The 18,508-nt window shown below is 52.6% G+C and carries 15 protein-coding genes; all 15 read right to left on the bottom strand.

Annotated features, from left to right (window positions below):
* Window positions 1–112 precede the first annotated feature (112 nt).
* The 15 genes from secG to Psch_RS20040 all read right to left on the bottom strand — a co-directional run bounded on the left by secG (window position 113) and on the right by Psch_RS20040 (window position 18,499).
* The gene (gene secG / locus Psch_RS20110) at window positions 113–355 is read right to left on the bottom strand and encodes a preprotein translocase subunit SecG (RefSeq protein WP_134219663.1); all 243 of its coding nucleotides are present in this window, start codon (window positions 353–355) and stop codon (window positions 113–115) included.
* A 187-nt stretch (window positions 356–542) separates the two neighbouring features.
* Window positions 543–1,832, bottom strand: coding sequence for a phosphopyruvate hydratase (eno, locus tag Psch_RS20105; RefSeq protein WP_190259489.1), 1,290 nt, complete (start codon window positions 1,830–1,832; stop codon window positions 543–545).
* Between the two features lie 17 nt (window positions 1,833–1,849).
* Window positions 1,850–3,400: a 2,3-bisphosphoglycerate-independent phosphoglycerate mutase gene (gene gpmI / locus Psch_RS20100; protein ID WP_282432491.1), complete on the bottom strand. Its 1,551-nt coding sequence runs from the start codon at window positions 3,398–3,400 to the stop codon at window positions 1,850–1,852.
* 244 nt (window positions 3,401–3,644) lie between these two features.
* The gene (tpiA, locus tag Psch_RS20095) at window positions 3,645–4,421 is read right to left on the bottom strand and encodes a triose-phosphate isomerase (protein WP_282432490.1); all 777 of its coding nucleotides are present in this window, start codon (window positions 4,419–4,421) and stop codon (window positions 3,645–3,647) included.
* Between the two features lie 221 nt (window positions 4,422–4,642).
* Window positions 4,643–5,827: a phosphoglycerate kinase gene (locus tag Psch_RS20090; protein WP_190259587.1), complete on the bottom strand. Its 1,185-nt coding sequence runs from the start codon at window positions 5,825–5,827 to the stop codon at window positions 4,643–4,645.
* 201 nt (window positions 5,828–6,028) lie between these two features.
* Window positions 6,029–7,063, bottom strand: a complete 1,035-nt coding sequence (gene gap / locus Psch_RS20085; RefSeq protein ID WP_190259487.1) for a type I glyceraldehyde-3-phosphate dehydrogenase — start codon at window positions 7,061–7,063, stop codon at window positions 6,029–6,031.
* A 168-nt stretch (window positions 7,064–7,231) separates the two neighbouring features.
* Window positions 7,232–8,647: an RNA polymerase factor sigma-54 gene (rpoN, locus tag Psch_RS20080; RefSeq protein ID WP_134219658.1), complete on the bottom strand. Its 1,416-nt coding sequence runs from the start codon at window positions 8,645–8,647 to the stop codon at window positions 7,232–7,234.
* Window positions 8,648–8,777: 130 nt separating this feature from the next.
* On the bottom strand, window positions 8,778–9,359 hold the full coding sequence (locus Psch_RS20075) for a DUF1405 domain-containing protein (RefSeq protein WP_190259486.1): 582 nt from the start codon (window positions 9,357–9,359) through the stop codon (window positions 8,778–8,780).
* A gap of 434 nt (window positions 9,360–9,793) precedes the next feature.
* A complete protein-coding gene (locus Psch_RS20070) occupies window positions 9,794–10,291 on the bottom strand; it encodes an acyltransferase (RefSeq protein ID WP_190259485.1) in 498 nt (165 codons plus the stop codon).
* A 2-nt stretch (window positions 10,292–10,293) separates the two neighbouring features.
* Window positions 10,294–11,232: a DNA-binding protein WhiA gene (gene whiA, locus Psch_RS20065; RefSeq protein ID WP_134219655.1), complete on the bottom strand. Its 939-nt coding sequence runs from the start codon at window positions 11,230–11,232 to the stop codon at window positions 10,294–10,296.
* A gap of 99 nt (window positions 11,233–11,331) precedes the next feature.
* Window positions 11,332–12,672, bottom strand: a complete 1,341-nt coding sequence (locus Psch_RS20060; RefSeq protein WP_243124260.1) for a gluconeogenesis factor YvcK family protein — start codon at window positions 12,670–12,672, stop codon at window positions 11,332–11,334.
* A gap of 11 nt (window positions 12,673–12,683) precedes the next feature.
* Window positions 12,684–13,550, bottom strand: coding sequence for an RNase adapter RapZ (gene rapZ / locus Psch_RS20055; protein ID WP_190259484.1), 867 nt, complete (start codon window positions 13,548–13,550; stop codon window positions 12,684–12,686).
* Window positions 13,551–14,158: 608 nt separating this feature from the next.
* Entirely contained in the window at window positions 14,159–14,911 is a 753-nt protein-coding gene (locus Psch_RS20050; protein ID WP_243124259.1) for a PHP domain-containing protein, read from the bottom strand.
* Window positions 14,912–14,914: 3 nt separating this feature from the next.
* Complete coding sequence (locus tag Psch_RS20045) at window positions 14,915–16,309, bottom strand: glucose-6-phosphate isomerase (RefSeq protein ID WP_190259483.1); 1,395 nt, start codon at window positions 16,307–16,309, stop codon at window positions 14,915–14,917.
* Between the two features lie 186 nt (window positions 16,310–16,495).
* The gene (locus tag Psch_RS20040) at window positions 16,496–18,499 is read right to left on the bottom strand and encodes an amylo-alpha-1,6-glucosidase (protein ID WP_190259482.1); all 2,004 of its coding nucleotides are present in this window, start codon (window positions 18,497–18,499) and stop codon (window positions 16,496–16,498) included.
* Window positions 18,500–18,508 lie beyond the last annotated feature (9 nt).

Raw genomic sequence — 18,508 nt, 5'->3', positions numbered from 1 at the left:
GATGCCTAAAAAGGTCTTTGTCTATTTTAACAAATAAGCCTATTTATGACAACTTGGGACAATACAAAAAAGCCGGGGTTACCCGGCGTTTGTTGCGTGTGGTTACACTTTGCTATTGCCTGCTCAATATAACTAAAACGAGGGAAGTCAGAGCAAAAAGTATTGATACGCCAACGGTAATCTTGCTCAGGAGCTCGTCCAGTCCCTTTTTCTTACCCCCAAAGATAGCCTCGGCCCCGCCGGCAATGGAACCGGACAGGCCGGCGCTCTTGCCTGACTGCAGCACAATCGCAGCAATAAGGGCAATGGCAGAAAGGATGTGCAGGACGTATAGGATAATCTTTACAACCTCCACGAAATCACCTCCCCAACTTTTAAACCAATATATTATACCATACTGTCCTATAACAGACAATTGCAACAAACAAATATTTGACTGCTCCCGGATTTACAGACACACAGAGAGCGCTTCTCCAAACAATGTTGGTGCGAACTCTTAGTATCATGTGTTGGTCGTTTAGTATTAGCGGCAGGTTACCTGTTTAAAAATTAATATTGTAAAGGCTTTTGGCGCCCCGGTAGAGAGAAAGTCCCTCCAGCTCCTCCTCAATACGGATCAGTTGGTTGTACTTGGCCACGCGGTCCGTACGGGCAGGCGCCCCGGTCTTAATCTGGCCGGCGTTGGTGGCCACCACCAGGTCGGCAATGGTAGTGTCGTCGGTTTCGCCTGAACGGTGTGAGACCACGGCGGTGTAACCGGCCTGCCGGGCCATCTCGATGGCGTCCAGTGTCTCGGTAATGGTACCGATCTGGTTTAACTTAATCAGGATCGAGTTGGCCACCCCGCTCTTAATGCCCCGCCTTAAAAGCTCCGTGTTGGTGACGAAAATGTCGTCCCCCACCAGCTGGATTTTTTTACCCAGTCTTTCGGTGAGCTTGCGCCAGCCGTCCCAGTCGTCCTCAGCCAGGCCGTCTTCAATCGAGATAATCGGGTATTTCTCCACCAGCATGGTGTAGTAGTCCACCATTTCTTCCGCTGTGCGGCTCTTACCTTCGGCCTCAAAAACGTACCGGCCTTCTTTATAGAATTCCGTGGCGGCGGGATCCAGTGCCAGGGCTATTTGCTCGCCAGGCTTGTAGCCGGCGGCGCTGATTGCTTCCACAATGACAGCGAGGGCTTCTTCATTGGACCCCAGCATGGGGGCAAAACCGCCCTCATCACCGACAGCCGTATTCAGACCTTTCTTTTTCAACACCTTTTTCAGAGTGTGGTAGACCTCGGCGCCCATGCGCAGTGCTTCGGCAAAGCTGCCCGCGCCCACCGGCATGATCATGAATTCCTGGATATCGACGTTGTTGTCGGCATGCTTGCCGCCGTTTAAAATGTTCATCATCGGAACCGGCAGCACCTTGCTGTTGGTACCTCCGAGATACTGGTAAAGGGGCAGCCCGAGCGATTCGGCAGCGGCCTTGGCTGCGGCGATGGAAACCCCCAGGATGGCGTTGGCGCCGAGCTTGCCCTTGTTAGGAGTACCGTCCAGTTCAATCATGGCCCGGTCGATGCCGAGCTGGTCGGTGGCGTCATACCCCTCTATCTCAGGAGCCAGGATCGAGTTGACGTTGTCGACTGCCTTTAAAACTCCCTTGCCGTTATAGCGCTCCTCATCGTCATCCCGCAGTTCCACTGCTTCCGATGCGCCGGTAGAGGCGCCGGAGGGCACTGCCGCCCTGCCCATGCTGCCGTCTTCCAGGTAAACATCCACCTCAACGGTAGGGTTGCCCCGGGAATCCAAAATTTCCCGGGCGATGATTTCTTCAATGATACTGGACACTTTGTATTCCTCCTCAATTACAAGATGTCATGCCTGATTAATGTATCTCCGGTCATCTCCTCCGGTTTGGGTATCCCCAGCAGTTGGAGGATGGTGGGAGCAATATCCTGCAGGCTGCCGTCCCGCACGGTGACTCCGGCAGTGTCACGCCTTATCAGAATAAACGGGACCGGGTTGGTGCTGTGGGCCGTAAAAGTATGCCCTTCCCCGTCCTTCATCTCGTCTGCGTTGCCGTGGTCCGCCGTGACCAGGACGGCGCCGTTTTTCTCCAGCACGGCCCGGACCAGCCGCCCCAGGCAGCGATCCACGGTCTCCAGGGCCGCTATTGCAGCGCCCATGTCCCCGGTGTGACCAACCATGTCCGGGTTGGCATAATTCACAATAATAACCTCGAACTTATCCTGCCGCAGCTGTTCCAGAAGCTTTTCCGTGACCTCGTTGGCGCTCATCTCCGGCTTCTGGTCATAGGTGGCCACTTTGGGCGAGGGAACCAGGATCCTTTCTTCACCAGGGTTGGGCGCCTCCACGCCACCGTTGAAGAAAAAGGTGACGTGGGCGTATTTCTCCGTCTCGGCCACGCGCAGCTGAGCAATACCATACTTGCTCAGGACCTCGCCAAGGGTGTTATGTAATTCCTGCGGCCGGAAGGCCACCGACGCCTCGATGGTCTTATCGTACATGGTCATGCAGGTGAAATAAACTCCGGGATAACCCTCTCGCCTCTTAAAGCCTGTGAATTCCTGATCTACAAAAGCCCTTGTAATCTGGCGGGCGCGGTCCGGACGGAAATTGAAAAAGATTAGCGAGTCTCCCTCCTCAACTCGCGCCACCGGGCCTCCGGTCCCCTTCGTGATTACTGTGGGCTGGATAAATTCATCTGTCTCACCCCTGGCGTAGCCCAGGTCAACAGCTTCCAGCGGGCCAGCGGCGGGGATGCCCTCGCCGTAGACCATGGCGTTGTAAGCGCGCTCGGTGCGATCCCAGCGGCGGTCGCGGTCCATGGCGTAGTAACGGCCCATTACGGTAGCGACTGCATAACCGTATTTGCTTAGCTTCTCTTCCAGCTGATTAAAATACTCTCCGGCACTTTCCGGCGGCACATCGCGCCCGTCAAGAAAGGTATGTATGTAAACATTGCGCATTCCTTCCCTGGCGGCCAGTTCCATCAGGGCGTAAAGATGGGTGAGGTGGCTGTGCACCCCGCCGTCGGACAAAAGGCCCATCAGGTGCAGTGATCTGTTTTTAATTTTGGCCTGGTTCACCGCTTCCAGCAGCACCGGGTTCTTGTAGAAGCTGCCGTCCTTAATGGAGCGGGTAATCCTGGTCAGCTCCTGGTAAACCACGCGCCCGGAGCCAATATTTAAGTGTCCCACTTCGGAGTTGCCCATCTGGCCCTCCGGCAGTCCCACCTCTTCGCCGGAGCAGGCCAGGACACAGTGCGGGTAACCGGCCAGGAAATTTTTGAAATTCGGAATGTCGGCGTGGGCGATAGCGTTGCCTTCCACTTTGGAACTAATCCCCCAGCCATCCAGGATCACCAGGACCAGGGGCCTTTTCACTGCTGTCAAAATATACCTCCAATTTAGGGCGTAAGGCGTAAGTCGTGGGCGTACAGTGCATTAAAATACAATTACTGTTATACAAAGTTTGTCCATCAATGTGGCACAGTGTACTCGGCGCTGCAATAGCGGCATTAGTATCTAAAGCAATTTGTTCCAGTATCCCCAGTCAATCAAATCAGGTACAAATAATTCGCATATAATTCTAACCCCTGAGGAATGCATTATATACTTACGCCCTACGCCTTGCGACTTACGACTTATCATGCGCTGCCTGTACAATGCCTGTAAAACTTGCTGCTTCCAGGCTGGCGCCGCCGACAAGCGCCCCGTCAATGTCCGGCTGCGCCATCAGGCCGGCTGTATTGTTCGGCTTAACGCTGCCGCCATACTGGATGCGCACCTGATCAGCCGCAGGGGCGCCGTACCAATCTCTTACCAGGGAGCGGATATAGGCGATGACCTGTTGGGCGTCCTGGTCAGAGGCTGTTTTGCCTGTGCCGATGGCCCAGACCGGCTCGTAGGCGATTACCAGGCCGCCCGCCTGGTCTGGCGCAAGCCCCGCCAGGCCTGCCGACGCCTGAGTATGTATTACTTCTTCGGTCCGGCCTGCCTCCCGCTCGGCCAGGGTTTCTCCCACACACATAATGGGGACCAGGCCATGTTTCAGCACCGCCTTGATCTTGCGGTTAACCTTCTCGTCTGTTTCGCCGAAAAACTGCCTGCGCTCGGAATGGCCGATTATTACATAGCGGCAGCCTATATCTTTGAGCATGACCGGTGATATTTCCCCGGTAAAGGCGCCGCTGTCCTCCCAGTAGACATCTTGAGCCCCCACCGCTATACCGGTACCACGCAGTACCCCCACCACCCTGTCGAGGGCTGTAAAAGGCGGGCAAACCACCACATCCACCCCGCCGGTCACGGCGTCCAGTGGTTTCACTCCCTCTACCAGGGCGGCCGCCTCGGACAAGGTTTTAAACATTTTCCAGTTGCCGGCGATTATAGGTCTGCGTGACGTAACATCCACCCCCATATTAGTCGTAGGTCATTGGGCGTAAGGCGTAGGGATATGCTGCATTTCTTTAGGGTATTTGTGCGAATGAACCAATGAAAATATGCGCCCACATTATCATCTTTAAGCTGTTTTTGCTGTAGGTGCAATTTTAATCGCACAAAAACTGCGTAGCAGTTTAAGGATTTCTACTGCATATCCATATATATGTAATTGCACATACTCTGTTTAGCGGCTTATTTGTCCTGCAGGGCCTCGACGCCGGGCAGTTTTTGGCCTTCCAGGAATTCCAGGGTGGCCCCGCCGCCGGTGGATATGTGGGTGATATTATCAGCCACGCCGGCCTTGGTCACCGCCGCCACCGAATCCCCGCCGCCAACTACCGTGATGCCTTTAATCCCGCCAAGTTCCCGGGCGATGGCTTCCGTCCCCCTGGCGAAGGGCGCCATTTCAAATACACCCATGGGACCGTTCCATACCACTGTTTTTGATGTTTTGATGGCCCCGGCAAAATATTCAATCGACTTGGGACCGATATCAAGCGCCATCCAATCGGCCGGGATTTTGTCCACCGGCACAATCGCCTGCTCAGCATTGGGATCAGCCCCCAGCGCCACCACCACGTCAACCGGCAGGAGAAGTTTTACTCCCCTGCTCTTGGCGTCAGCCATCAAGGTTTTGGCCATATCCACCCGGTCAACCTCCAGGAGGGAATTCCCAATATCATAGCCCTGCGCCTTGAGAAAGGTATTGGCCATGCCGCCCCCGATAATAAGGGTATCCACCCTGTTCAGGAGGTTGGAAATCACCGCGATTTTGTCCGAAACCTTGGCCCCGCCGATAATGGCGAGGAAAGGCCGCTCCGGGCTGGCCAAAAGCCTGCCCAGCATCTCCAGTTCCTTTTCCATCAAAAGACCTGCCACCGCAGGCAGGTATTCGGCCACACCCGCTGTAGAAGCATGGGCGCGGTGGGCTGTGCCAAAAGCGTCATTCACGTACACATCGGCCAATTCCGCAAGCTGCCTGGCAAAGTTCTCATCGTTCTTTTCTTCCTCGGAGTAAAAGCGGACGTTCTCCAGGAGGAGCACATCTCCCTCCTGCATCCTCTCAACTGCCTGGCGGGAAACATCTCCAATGCAGTCATCCACCTTTAAAACCTGCTTGCCTAATAACCTGGACAGGTGCGTGGCTACAGGATCCATCATATATTTTTCGTTCACCTGCCCCTTGGGGCGTCCAAGGTGGGAAACAAGGATAATCCTGGCTTTTTGCTGAACCAGATATTCGATGGTGGGAAGCGCCGCGCGTATGCGTGTGTCGTCGGTGACTTGGCCGTTTTTATCGAGAGGGACGTTAAAATCAACCCGAACCAGTACCCGCTTGCCGGCGACCTCGATATCCCTAATCGTCTTCTTGCTTATGTGTAAACACCTCCTATCCATAATCCTCGCAAAGCGCTGTCAAAAACAAGCCCGCACATTTATTAACCGGATCGGCGGGCACACCAAGACGCGCCGCACTTCCGTTCAGCCCTTTGCGAGATTGTCTTACAGCGCTTTTATAATACGAAATAAGTTTATCATGAACAGCTAACGGAGGTACACGGAAATCACTTGCAATTACTAAAATCCTTTGTTTGCAATAAAAGTAACCAGATCCAGCACCCTTTGCGAATAACCCCACTCGTTGTCGTACCAGGCAATGACCTTGGCCATGTTCCCCTCGATCACCATGGTAGAAAGCGCGTCGATGATTGCCGAGTGGGGGTTGCCCTTGAAATCAATCGAAACCAGCGGGAGTTCACAATAATCCACAATACCCTTGAGATACCCCTGCGCGGCTTCCTTCAAGGCGTTATTTATTTCGTCGCGGGAGGCCGGCCGGGCCAGATCTACCACCAGGTCCACCACCGAAACAGTGGGGACAGGGACCCGCATGGAAAACCCGCTCAGCTTGCCCTTGAGCTCCGGCAGCACCAACCCGACCGCCTTGGCAGCTCCGGTAGAAGTGGGAATGATGGACATGTTGGCGGCCCTGCCCCGCCGCGCGTCGCGGTGCGGCATATCGAGAAGCTGCTGGTCGTTGGTATAGGCGTGGACGGTGGTCATCAGTCCTTTAACGATGCCGAAGGTGTCGTTTAAGACTTTGGCTACCGGAGCCAGGCAGTTTGTGGTACAGGACGCGTTGGAAATCACATGGTCCACCGAGGGATCGTACTGGTCCTCGTTAACTCCCAGCACCACGGTCAGGCATTCGCCCATTTTGGAGGGCGCGCTTAAGACTACCTTTTTAGCGCCGGCCCTGATATGTGCGGATGCTTCGTCGGGCCTGTTGAACCTGCCGGTAGATTCCACCACAATATCAGCGCCGAGTTCCTTCCAGGGCAAGCGTGCAGGATCCCCTTCGGCCAGAATTGGTATTTCATGGCCGTCGACGATAATGGCGCCTGTCCTGGACTGTACATCCGCATCAAAAATTCCGTAGAGCGAGTCATATTTGAGCATATGCGCTACCGACTGGGCGTAGGTGTCGGTTACCTCGATCCGGCGGGATTTGTGATTGACCCCCACAACCTCAAAGTCAGGGCATTTTAGCGCGCCTCTTAAAACGTCACGTCCTATCCTTCCAAGACCATTAATTCCAATTTTACAAGCCATTAGTACTGCCTGCTCCTTTCATTAGTATGCCTGATTAGCCACTTTTTATGTAAATAGTATATACTCTATTCTCTTTATGCCTGTTAAGTTCCTCCCGGCCAAAAAGATTAAAAGTAAATTCCGGGGTACTAACAAGTTCTGTCAGTACCCCGGAAGGAAAACCTTATATCAATACCTTTTTCGTTTGCGAATGGCGGGAATATTCAATTCATCACGGTATTTGGCTACCGTCCGCCTGGAAATGCGGATCCCTTTCTGCATGAACAGCTCGGAGATTTTCTGGTCGTCAAGCGGGAGCCTGGCATCCTCAGCGGCTACTATCTCCTGCAGCATTTTTTTAATGCTCTCGGCAGAGGTAGTGGTCCCGGCTGAATTGTTCAAGCCGGTTGAAAAGAAGTATTTCATATCAAAAACACCCTGCGGGGTCTGTATATACTTGTTCGAGGTGGCCCGGCTGACCGTCGATTCATGCAGGTTAACCAGAGCGGCAACTTTTTTCAGGTTGAGCGGTTTTAAATATTTCACGCCGTGGTCCAAAAAATCTCTCTGGAGTTCCACCAGGCACTTCGCCACCTTGTACAGGGTGAGGCGCCGCTGTTCAATGCTCCGGATCAACCAGGCCGCGGCGTTGAGCTTGCTTTCCACGAAGCGGCGAGTCCTGGTATCGAAGTTTTTGTCCTTGGAGAGAACTGAGCGATAGGCGGCGTTGATTGTAATACGGGGAATCGTGCCGTCGTTGACCAGAATGATGTACTCACCATCAACCTTCTCCAGAAAAATATCAGGGACGATATAGCGAGTGTCGTTCGGATTGGCAAAATTCCGCCCCGGCTTGGGATCCAGCGTTTTCAAAATATCAGCCGCCTTCTGGACCTCCTGTACGGTAATCCCCAGGTCCTGGGCAATCCGGTTGACTTTGCCTTTGGACAGGTCTACCAGATGTTCTTTTATTAGTTCTTTAAGAATATCGTTTTCAATCCCTAACTGGTTAACCTGGATCAATAGACATTCCACCAAATCCCTGGCCCCCACCCCGATAGGATCGAAGCTCTGGATTAGATTCAGCGCCCGGTAGGCTTCGGATTCATTGATGTTCAGCTTGGAGGCCACCTCTCGCAGGGAAACACGGAGATAACCGTTTTCATCTATATTGCCGATCAGGTATTCACCGATAATCCGGTCCCTGAACTGACAAGAACTCATGTTGAGCTGGAACAACAGGTGCTCGGACAGCGTGGGAGTCTTGAACAAAAAGTTCTCATAGCCGTAATCCTGCTGGTCCTGCACTCTTTCCTGGCGGACCATACCCAGATCACTGCTGTCATGGAAGTATTCCTCCCAGTCCAGGTCGTATTCTTTACGTTCATCTGCCGGTTCAACCTGCTTATCCTCAGCTGCCGCGATCTGCTCTCTATCAACCTCTTCTTCTCTCAACTCAAGCAGGGGGTTTTCTTCAAACTGCTGCTCAATGTAGGTGGAAAGCTCCAGGGACGAGAGCTGCAGCACAGTTATAGCCTGACGCAGTTCAGGGGTCATGATTAGTTTTTGCGACTGCTCTACGTTCAGACCATAGCCCATACGCATGACGTTCACTCTCCTTAATACAGCCCCTCAACATTAATGGACAAATTTCTTGATTATTATTAATTCTCTAACCATTGATGTTTTCCTGCCTGGCAGTCACTTATAGCACGATATTCGTAAGGTAATTGTTTCATACGCCTGACCGTCCCGAAAATGATAGGACACACGTGAGCAGAACCGTCAGAGCAAGCGCCGCAGCCATGGCCAGGGTATCCTGTCCGGCCATAAAAAGGTAAGGGTGCAGGCCGGCTCCATAGTCCATCAGGTCATTAACCAGCATCCAGGCGCCGGTAATAATCACCACGTTTATTCCGAACCTGTAAGTCCTTAAAAATATGGCTCCTTCAGCCGCCATGCCCAGGTGGGATAGCCATAGCATTGTTTCGGTTGGGGCCACGGGACCGCCGCTGGACCAGTAATTGGTAATCATGATAACCGCCCAAATCCCGTACTTAATGGATACGGTACAGGCCAGGACCTGGAACATGGTCTTGTTAGCGCCGGTCAGGTGAAACAGCAGAGCTACAGCGAAAAGGGTGGTCGACAACGGGCTATCCGGCACAAAAGGCCAAAGATAAAATGAGGTTTCCGCCAACTGCTCCCGGTACCAGAAATACCCATATGCAGAACCGAGCACGTTTATTACCAGCAGGGGCGCCATAAAACGCGGCTGCCGGGGATCCTTCCAAAAGTCCCGCCACAGGCTTAACATCAGTGTCTGGGAATACCGCCTTTACTCAGTCTCTTATAATACCAATGAAAATGCATAATGTAGAGTATCAATGGGGGAGACATATCTCACGTCTTTTGCCTCACCTGTCTCAAGAATATTGCTCGAAAAGGCTTGACTTGCGGGCTTGGGGTTTTCCGGAGCGAGCGGAGCACCTGGGTGCGTTCCTTAGCGCGTGCGTTGCATGCAGGAAAGCTTAAATAGGGCGTAGCTACCTGATGGCTGTCTGTAGATGCGGTGGATATGATGCCCTCATTATGCAAATGGAGAATTGCGAAGAGAGCGGAGGATAACCCCAAGCCCACTACCCCAAAGGCTTTTCGAGAACCAGTTAACAATGACCTTTACCATTGCGATACACTCGCATTTATATTAGGCTGCAAAACTATTTTCATATCAATTCAGATCTAGTGCTCTTATTCTTCGTCTTTTAACACGCGTATGACTCTGGCCGGAACACCGGCCGCCAGGGCTCCCGACGGGATGTCCTTGTTGACCAGGGAACAGGCGCCCACCACAGCCCCGTCCCCAATCGATACACCTGGTAAAATAACGGTGTTGTTGCCGATTACGACCCCGCGGCCGATCTCGACCTGCCCTTTGCGATACTCCTGCACCAGGAATTCATGGGTCAGGACAGTGGCGTTATAACCGATAATGCTGTTTTCTCCGATGGAAATCAGTTGCGGGAAAAAAACGTCGAACATGGCCATCAGTCCTACCGAGACATTTTTACCGATTTGCACGTTCAGCAACCGGCGGTAGAGCCAGTTTTTCAGGCCCAACCACGGCAGGTAGCGGCAAAAGCTGAGTATCAGAAAATTAAAGGATAACCTGGGAAGGCCCACAATCCGGGAAAAGTACTGCATGGAATTTTTTTCTCCAGGGGAGGGGAATCTCTCAATTCTTCGCATAGTTAACGCTTCCGAATTCTATCCGCGATTTCTTCCAGCTTGCGCAGGCGGTGGTTGACCCCTGACTTGCCGAGCTGCGGCGCCATCAAGCCGCCGAGTTCTTTCAGACTGGCGTCCGGGTATTTGATCCTCAGTTCGGCTGTTTCCCGTAAGCTCTCGGGAAGTTTCTCCAGCCCCAGAGTACTGCTGATCAGTTCGATATTCTCAAGCTGGCGTACTGCCGCGTTAACCGTCTTGTTCAGGTTGGCCGTCTCGCAGTTGACCAGGCGGTTGACTTGATTGCGCATGTCTTTGTATATTCTGGCATTTTCAAAATTTAACAAGGCGGAGTGCGCCCCGATGACGTTTAAAAAGGCGGAAATCTGTTCACTTTCTTTGAGATAAATCACGAACCAGTTTTTGCGACGGCTCACCCGGGCATTAAGCTGGTACTTATCCATGAGCCGCGCCACGAAGTTGGCGAAATATTCCTGGCCGGTGGTGATTTCCAGGTGGTAGTTGCCTTCCGGGTTATTGACCGAGCCTCCACCCAGAAACACTCCTCTGAGGTAAGAACGCCGGCAGCAGTCTCGGTGCACCAGGCTTTCCCTGACCTTGCTTTCCAGCCGGCCGGCGCCGTCCACCATCCCCAAACGCTTGAGAATTTCGTCCATACCCGGCTGAGGAGGCAGGTGGACCATGTAGACATTGTTCTTACGAAGGCGGTTGTTCCGCTGCACCCGGACTTCTGTGTGAAGTCCAAAAAGCTTCCTGATCAGGGAAAATGTTTTTCTGGCCACAGCGACATTTTCAGTTACAATATTAAGACTTACCTGCCTGGCGCCGCTGATCTGGATGCTGCCATCCATCTTGACAAGTGCGGCCAGTTCGGCCATAAAACAGCAGGAGCGCTGGGCCGCAACCCGCGCCAGTTCATTTTTGGCGACAGCTGAAAAGGACAACCCGGACCCCTCTTTTCTCTTGCATATATTATACCATAAAACAACGACAGGGTTACCCTGCCGTTATATTTTCCACGTCTTTTAATCTATATTGGACCATTAAATCTTTACGTTGGTAAATTCCTGCTCTTTATTATTTTGCTGGTCGTTAATATACCTAACTTTTTCATACTGCCCTTTAGCTGAGAATATTAGCCTTACCACAGCCTGCGCCAGTTTATCCGGGTGGTGCCGCACCACTTCTGTCTGTTGCGTCAGGTCCTCACCCACCGCGGTTATACCCAGCTTCTCTATTTCCTCCAGATCAGCCACCACCGGCTCCGCCCCCTCCTGCCGGTAGCGGGCACGCAACCTGTACGGCACCTGGCCGGTGTTGACCACGGCATAGTCGATAAATTTTCCAGCATGATTCTGAATGGTCCGCAGGTGTGAGGAGGCGGTATAACCGCCGGTTTCACCCGGCTGGGTCATCACGTTGCAGACGTAAATTTTTATAGCCGGGGTCCTGGCCAGCGCCTCGGGAATCCCTTTCACCAAAAGATTGGGGATAATACTGGTATAGAGGCTGCCCGGGCCTAGAACCACGGCGTCGGCCGAACGGATGGCAACCAGCGCCTCGGCCAGCGGCAGACAGCGCGCCGGTTTGAGAAAAACCCTTTTAATCAGGCCGGCTCCATGGGAAATGTTAGACTCACCGTGCACCACAGTACCGTCGGCCAATTCCGCGCACAGGGTGATGTCCGTGAGTGTGGCCGGCAGTACATGCCCGCGGATAGCCAGGACCTTGCTCAAGCCACGTACCGCCTGATCTATCCCCCCGGTTATTTCGGTCAAGGCAGCGAGGAGCAGGTTGCCGATGCTGTGACCCGCCAATTCACCCGTGGTAAAGCGGTATTGCAGCAGCTCTTCCATCAGAGGCTCCTTGTCGGCCAGGGCCACCAGGCAGTTCCTGATATCGCCCGGCGGCAGGATACCCAGGTCGCCCCGCAGGCGTCCGGAACTGCCCCCGTCATCAGCTACCGTAACAATGGCGGTGAGGTTGCTGGTATATTCTTTTAGACCGCGCAAAAGCACTGAAAGTCCGGTCCCGCCGCCCATGACCACGATCTTGGGGCCACGACCCAGGCTGCGCCTGGCGTAGATAATCTCGGCCATCCGGCCCTCCTGGTCGGGAGCAAGCGCCCCGGCAATGGAGTGAAAGACTCTCAGCAACCCCCTGGCCATCACCAGCAGCCCTGCCGCCATGGTTATCATACCTGCTAGATGCTGGTATTCGTCCCCCAGGAGCCACCACTCCAACCTGTGAATAGGGCGGGCAAAGTCTCCCAAGAGTCTCCCTTCCATCAAGAGATCCACCCCGAATGAGATCACGAGCAGTCCAGCTAGAGCAAGCAGCAGCCACCGTTTAACCCGCATGCCCGGGTACAGCCACTTCAGCATGTCTTCCACCTCTATGATCTTTTAATATCCCGGTGCCTTACAGTTACGTGCAAGTCCTTTTTATTCAGAATTTCTCCGAGCCTGTTGGCCAGGGCCACCGAGCGGTGCCTGCCGCCGGTGCAGCCGATGGCCACCATAAGGGTGGTCTTACCCTCTTTCGTGTAGTTGGGTATCAAAAATTCCACGAAATCAACAAACTTTTGCATGAATTCCGTCGTTACCGGGGAAGCAAAAACAAAGTCCCTGACGATCCTGTCATTGCCGGAAAAGGGACGCAAAGGCGGCTCGTAATGCGGGTTGGGCAGAAAGCGTACGTCGATAACCAGATCCGAATCCAGAGGAATGCCAAATTTAAAGCCAAAAGAAATTACGGTGATATGCAGCCTGGAGGTACCCGCGGCATCTGCGAACACCGAAGCTATTTCTTCTTTAAGCTGCTGTACCGTCATATTGGACGTATCAATAATTTTATTAGCCCTGCCCCGCAATTCCCGTAGACGGTTGCGCTCTTCCCTGATTACATCGAGGACTTCCCCGTGTGAGCTTAAAGGGTGCCGTCTGCGGGATTCTTTATACCGGCGCACCAGTGTTTCGTCCGATGCCTCCAGAAAAAGGATTTCGTAACCTATACCCTGGTCGTCAATTTCGGAGAGTACTTCAAATAGGGTGTTGAAAAACTCTCCACCCCTGATGTCAACGGCTAATGCTATTTTATTAATTTTACTGGCGGCCTGTGCGCATAGTTCAGCAAATTTTGGAATGAGAGTAGGCGGGAGGTTGTCCACACAAAAGAAGCCCAGGTCCTCCAGACTGCGCATTGCCTGAGTCTTGCCTGCGCCGGAAAGTCCGGTAACAATGATGAACTTCGATGGCACCATCGATACCCCCCCAGTTGGGACGTGAGTCGTGAGTCGTGGGACGTGGGTCGTGAGTATGTTAGGCATTTCTGCAACATGGTAAAGGTCATTGTTAGCTGGTTTTCGAAAAGCCTTTAGGGTAGTGGGCTTGGGGTTATCCTCCGCTCTCTTCGCAATTCTCCATTTGTGAAACAAGAGCGTCATACCGACCGCATCTACAGACAGCCATCCGGTAGCTACGCGCTATTTAGGCTTTGACTTTAAGCTACGCACGCGCTAAGGAACGCACCCAGGTGCTCCGCTCGCTCCGGATAACCCCAAGCCCGCGAGTCAAGCCTTTTCGAGCAATATTGTTGAGACAGGTGTAGGCAAATAACGTGAAATATGTCTCCCCATGGTCACTCCCCAGTGTGCATTTTCATTGGTATTATGTGATGAAAAATCATGGTTGGTTCATTCGCACAAATGTTACTACCGTCACACAAATACGGCGTTAACGCTCCGTTGTGCGATTGAAATGGCGCCTACATCGCTAAATTTTCATCCTCTACCTGCCCTATATCAACAACATGATGGTCTAACAGGTTTATTGACCCAAAGACCGGTCATGCATTCCCACGTCTCACGTCTCAATGCACTGCGTTGATTACCATCTCTGCGGGGAAATTCAGACGTTCCAGCAGCGCCGACCCTTCGTCCAGGTTCCCCACTGTCGCAGGGAAATGGGCGTCGCTGTTGACAACCAGCTTGGCCCCCCAACGGGCGGCGGCATGTACTATTTCTTCTTTATTATAATTGTGTCCCGTATTTACTTCAAGGGATGTTTCTCTGACAGCGCAGGCCCGGGCCAATTCATCCAGGTCCACCGGCATCATCAGTCCGGGATGGCTGGTGAAACTGACAGGGTAGTGGTGTACCGCTCCAACCAGGGCTTTGGTGTTGGTATTGCGCATCTTGGCCCAGACACTTCTGTTGAGCCTGACCACCAGGTTGGGCAGGGTAAAATGCAGGGCGTCCCCCAGGGAGTCCGGCAGGTAATACGGGTGAAGCCCGGCAATCAAAAGGTCCAATTGGTCAATAATGTGGTCGGGCAGCTCCAGGCGCCCGTCCCGGCCGGTTACCGCCGCCTCCGCGCCAACCAGCACTTTCACAGCCGGAAAACGGCCGGCAAGCTCAGCCACTTCTTCCTTGATCGCAAGAAAAGTATCCGGGCTGGCCACCCCGGTGCCGATGTTTTTAGGACCGTGGTCAGTGATAGCCAGTACCTCCAGGCCCTTTAATGAGGCTGCCTGGATGTTTTCGGCCGGGGTGCCCCGGCCGTCGCTGTAGGTTGTGTGAGTATGGTAGTCTGCAAAAAACCTGATTGTCCCGCAGCTCCTCATAAGTTAGATGCTATATATCCTGCGTTCCGCATTATACATTGATACTTCTTGTTCGTATTTAGATTTTTTATGGTTGTAGTCTTGTCTTCCCATTAAAGAATAAGTAATATTTTTACCTTCTTCAACACCAGGCTGGTCATATGCGTTAATATCCCACAAATTCGCAGTAAAAACCACCAGCGCTTCAAAGAAATAAAATAAACCGCCCAGCGTCTTTGGAGAAACATCTTTTAAAGTAATACTGTAACATGGCTTTCCATCTTTAACCAGGCTCATTTCGGTAGCAAGCTGCTCTACATGGAGCTGTTCCTGCATCGTGCGGCCTGCAAAATAGGAGTACTCTTTTTCAGTTGGAAATTCGTTTGTAAACTGAATCCCGTCAGCGACATTGTTAATTTTCATAAAGCCAAATACCTTGTCCGCGGGACCCTCTTTAAAAAGCTGTAGAATTGAATGCTGATCTGTAGCACCCAAACAGGTAAGCGGCGTGGTTCCCGCGTTTACCACGTTATTTGCAAGAGATTGTTTTTTACCCAGGCTTTCCGCCCACAGCTGCACAAACCACAGGCCGAACTCAGACAATAAATTGCTGTAATTAAAAAGTACATGGATGGATTTGCCTTTAAGCGCCAGCTCGAACAGAGATGCGCCTAAAGCAAACAAGGCATTCTGCTGCGGACCATCGCTAATGATGGATTGGTGCGCTATATGCGCTCCTTCTAATAATTGCCCGCTGTCTATGCCGATAATTTCCGAGGGCAGGAAGCCGACCGAAGACAAGACAGAATACCTGCCGGGTAGATTGTGCGGTATATGAAGCAACCTGCACCCCAGGGATTTTGCTATATGGTTTATACCATTGTCACCCGGGTCACAACATATAACAATATCGGCAGTATCTCCTCCCGCTTCTTTAAATCTATGATAGAAGTGTATAAATAACGCCGCTGTTTCCGGGGTGGAACCGGATTTACTGACATAAATTATAAGTGTTTTGCCGATATCGATGACATCTTCATAATATTTAACCAACACCGGATCTATGTTGTCCAGGATGAAAAGGCGCGGGTGTTCTTGTTGAATCAGGTTATACAAAGGGCCCTTGAGGTATTGTATGACAGCCCTGGCGCCAAGGGCCGACCCGCCTATGCCTAAAACCAGTACGTTCTCATACTTGGCCGCGATATTTTTAGCCAGCGACTTAATAGCGGGGATTGAGCGTTCTTCTTCTAATGAAAGAGTCAGGTATGATTTTTTTCCCTGTAATGACATCTGGAATTCTTTGAAAACATGACCATACTTATTTTCCAAAGCATTGAAATCAGAGAGGGAAATAAAATTCAACTTGTCCCTTTCGCTTATTAAATGGCCAATATCAACGCTGATTATTTCGTTCATTCAACCACTCCCCATACAATGATTTTTTATTCCATCTTTAATATACGCCACAGTAATAGTGACATTTCAAGGGCATAACATATCCAAAACAAAGTGTATTTACCAGCATATGAGACGGAATCTAGTATTGCCCTATTCCCCAAAGTTATAATCGTTGGAACAAAATTGATACAGTGTGGCTTGGAACTACCAGTCAGTTTTCCTGTATTGGCTTGTCTCTTCGATTGGCTGGATTTCCAGTACGTCTTCGACCAGGGCACGCAGCACTTCCGCCACCCCCCAGGCCTGGGCAATGCAACCCCGCGGCATGGCCGGCTCGTCGGCGTCAAAAATTTCGGATATATATCCTACCCCGTGGTCACGCAACTGGTCCCGGAAGGGCAGGATAAAGCGCCGGGCCTGGACCCGGCTTTCCGGACTGTAGTTGTTAACCCGCCGGTAGGCGGTGATAAACGGACCAATCAGCCAGCTCCAGGCAGTTCCCTGGTGGTAGGCTCCATCACGCCGCAAACGGTCTCCCAGGTATACTCCCTGGTAGCGCTCGTCAAAGGGAGACAAACTGCGGATACCATAGGTAAGGTACAGTTCCTGCCATACTCTCTGTACCACGCTTCTCCCCATCTCCTGTGTCAGCATGGTGTAGGGAAGACTCACGGCCATCAGTTGATTGGGCCGCAGACCGTCCTCCGGCCCGTCCGGGGTAATGACATCATTGAGGTAGTGATTCTCTTCGTTCCAAAAACATTTAATGAAATTATCTTTTATTCTAGCAGGCAGTTCCGGGTAAGCCGGACTCTCGCCAACCATAGATGACAGCATATTCAGTATACAGACGGAGTTGTACCAGAGAGCATTGATCTCTACCGCCTTGCCGTGCCGGGGTGTCACCACCCACTGGTCTACCTTGGCGTCCATCCAGGTCAGCTGTATATCGGGTGAGCCTGCTGAAATAAGGCCGTCTGAGTCCATGCCGATGTTGAAATCGGTCCCTGTCATATACCAGTGGACAATATCTTTTACGACGGGATAAAGCTGTTCCCGCACAAAGTCCAGGTCTTTGGTGTAGTTCAGGTATTTGTAAACCGCGTGGACAAACCAGAGTGAGGCGTCCACGGCATTGTAAACCGGCTCCCTGGCCCCGTCAAAGAAGGCGTTTGGCAAAAGCCCCCTCCTGCGATGTTTGGCGAAAGTAAGCAGGACCTCACGGGCGTCGTCAAAACGTTTTGTCACCAGGGCCAGACCAGGCAGGGCAATCATGGCGTCACGGCCCCAGTCGGCAAACCAGGGATAACCGGCAATGACGGTTTTTTTGCCGGTTGAACGCCGTTCTACGATAAAGGCGTCTGCCGCCCGCACCAGACGGCGGGCCAGGTGGTCATCGTAGCCGGCCTGCCGGGCCAATCCCTGCAAATGGCGTCTTTCCGCGGCCAGCAGCTCTTCCCCATCTAAATTATCAATGTCCTCGGTAGACGCAACCACGGTAAAAGTTTTACTCTCCCCCGGCGCAAAGGGAATTTCAAAACGGCCGGGGATATAGTGGTCTTCATAAGGGTTTTCGCCCCGCTCCCGCTCCGCCGCATAGGCCATGCCGGCGTACCAGCTGTCGCCCGGTATATATCCGCCGGAACTGCTGGAAAGCAGCAACGGGGGTATTTCCTCCCTGCCTTTAATGGAAACGCCGCCCTCCTTAAGCTGCTGGGTGAAGTTAATTTCCCCCTGCGTGGTGATGTAATGATGCCCCCGGCAGTTGACCAGGGGGACCAGGGTAAGCACAGCCGGTTCCGCGCCATTGCGCGCCTGGTAGTGAATTACGGTGGTATTCCGGCCGTACGCCATGAAGATAGTCTTGACCAGGGTAATATCCCCAAAACTATAGGTAAAGGTGGGAAGCGGTTCAACACTGACCTGCTGAAGGTGGATGAAGCCGTACTCCGCGAACCCCGATCGGTTGTCGTTGGCGGCCAGGTTGTAGGTGCAGGAGCCGGCCTGGAAGCGTTCGTCCAGCTTGGTCAGGTGCAGTACCCTAAAGCCCGGCGGATTATGGGCTGCTACCAGCAACCCGTGGTATTTGCGGGTGTTGAGGTTAACAATGGTGCTGGAGGCATAGCCGCCGATGCCGTTGGTAACCAGCCACTCCTTCTCAATACCCCGTTCCAGGGTGCGCCAGTTTTCCTTACCAAAATAGTACATCGTGACCGT

Source organism: Pelotomaculum schinkii (assembly GCF_004369205.1).
In the GTDB taxonomy this organism is placed as follows: Bacteria; Bacillota; Desulfotomaculia; order Desulfotomaculales; family Pelotomaculaceae; genus Pelotomaculum_C; species Pelotomaculum_C schinkii.
Note: the sequence above shows the minus strand (reverse complement) of the source record. Positions and strands in the feature narration are given on the sequence as shown.

Excerpts from the sequence above, each read along its gene's own strand:
- gap (WP_190259487.1), bottom strand. The coding sequence starts at position 7,063 with ATGGCTTGTAAAATTGGAATTAATGGTCTTGGAAGGATAGGACGTGAC.
- rpoN (WP_134219658.1), bottom strand. The coding sequence starts at position 8,647 with ATGCGTATGGGCTATGGTCTGAACGTAGAGCAGTCGCAAAAACTAATC.
- Psch_RS20075 (WP_190259486.1), bottom strand. The coding sequence starts at position 9,359 with ATGTTAAGCCTGTGGCGGGACTTTTGGAAGGATCCCCGGCAGCCGCGT.
- Psch_RS20070 (WP_190259485.1), bottom strand. The coding sequence starts at position 10,291 with ATGCGAAGAATTGAGAGATTCCCCTCCCCTGGAGAAAAAAATTCCATG.
- Psch_RS20060 (WP_243124260.1), bottom strand. The coding sequence starts at position 12,672 with ATGCTGAAGTGGCTGTACCCGGGCATGCGGGTTAAACGGTGGCTGCTG.
- rapZ (WP_190259484.1), bottom strand. The coding sequence starts at position 13,550 with ATGGTGCCATCGAAGTTCATCATTGTTACCGGACTTTCCGGCGCAGGC.
- Psch_RS20050 (WP_243124259.1), bottom strand. The coding sequence starts at position 14,911 with ATGAGGAGCTGCGGGACAATCAGGTTTTTTGCAGACTACCATACTCAC.
- Psch_RS20045 (WP_190259483.1), bottom strand. The coding sequence starts at position 16,309 with ATGAACGAAATAATCAGCGTTGATATTGGCCATTTAATAAGCGAAAGG.
- Psch_RS20040 (WP_190259482.1), bottom strand. The coding sequence starts at position 18,499 with ATGTACTATTTTGGTAAGGAAAACTGGCGCACCCTGGAACGGGGTATT.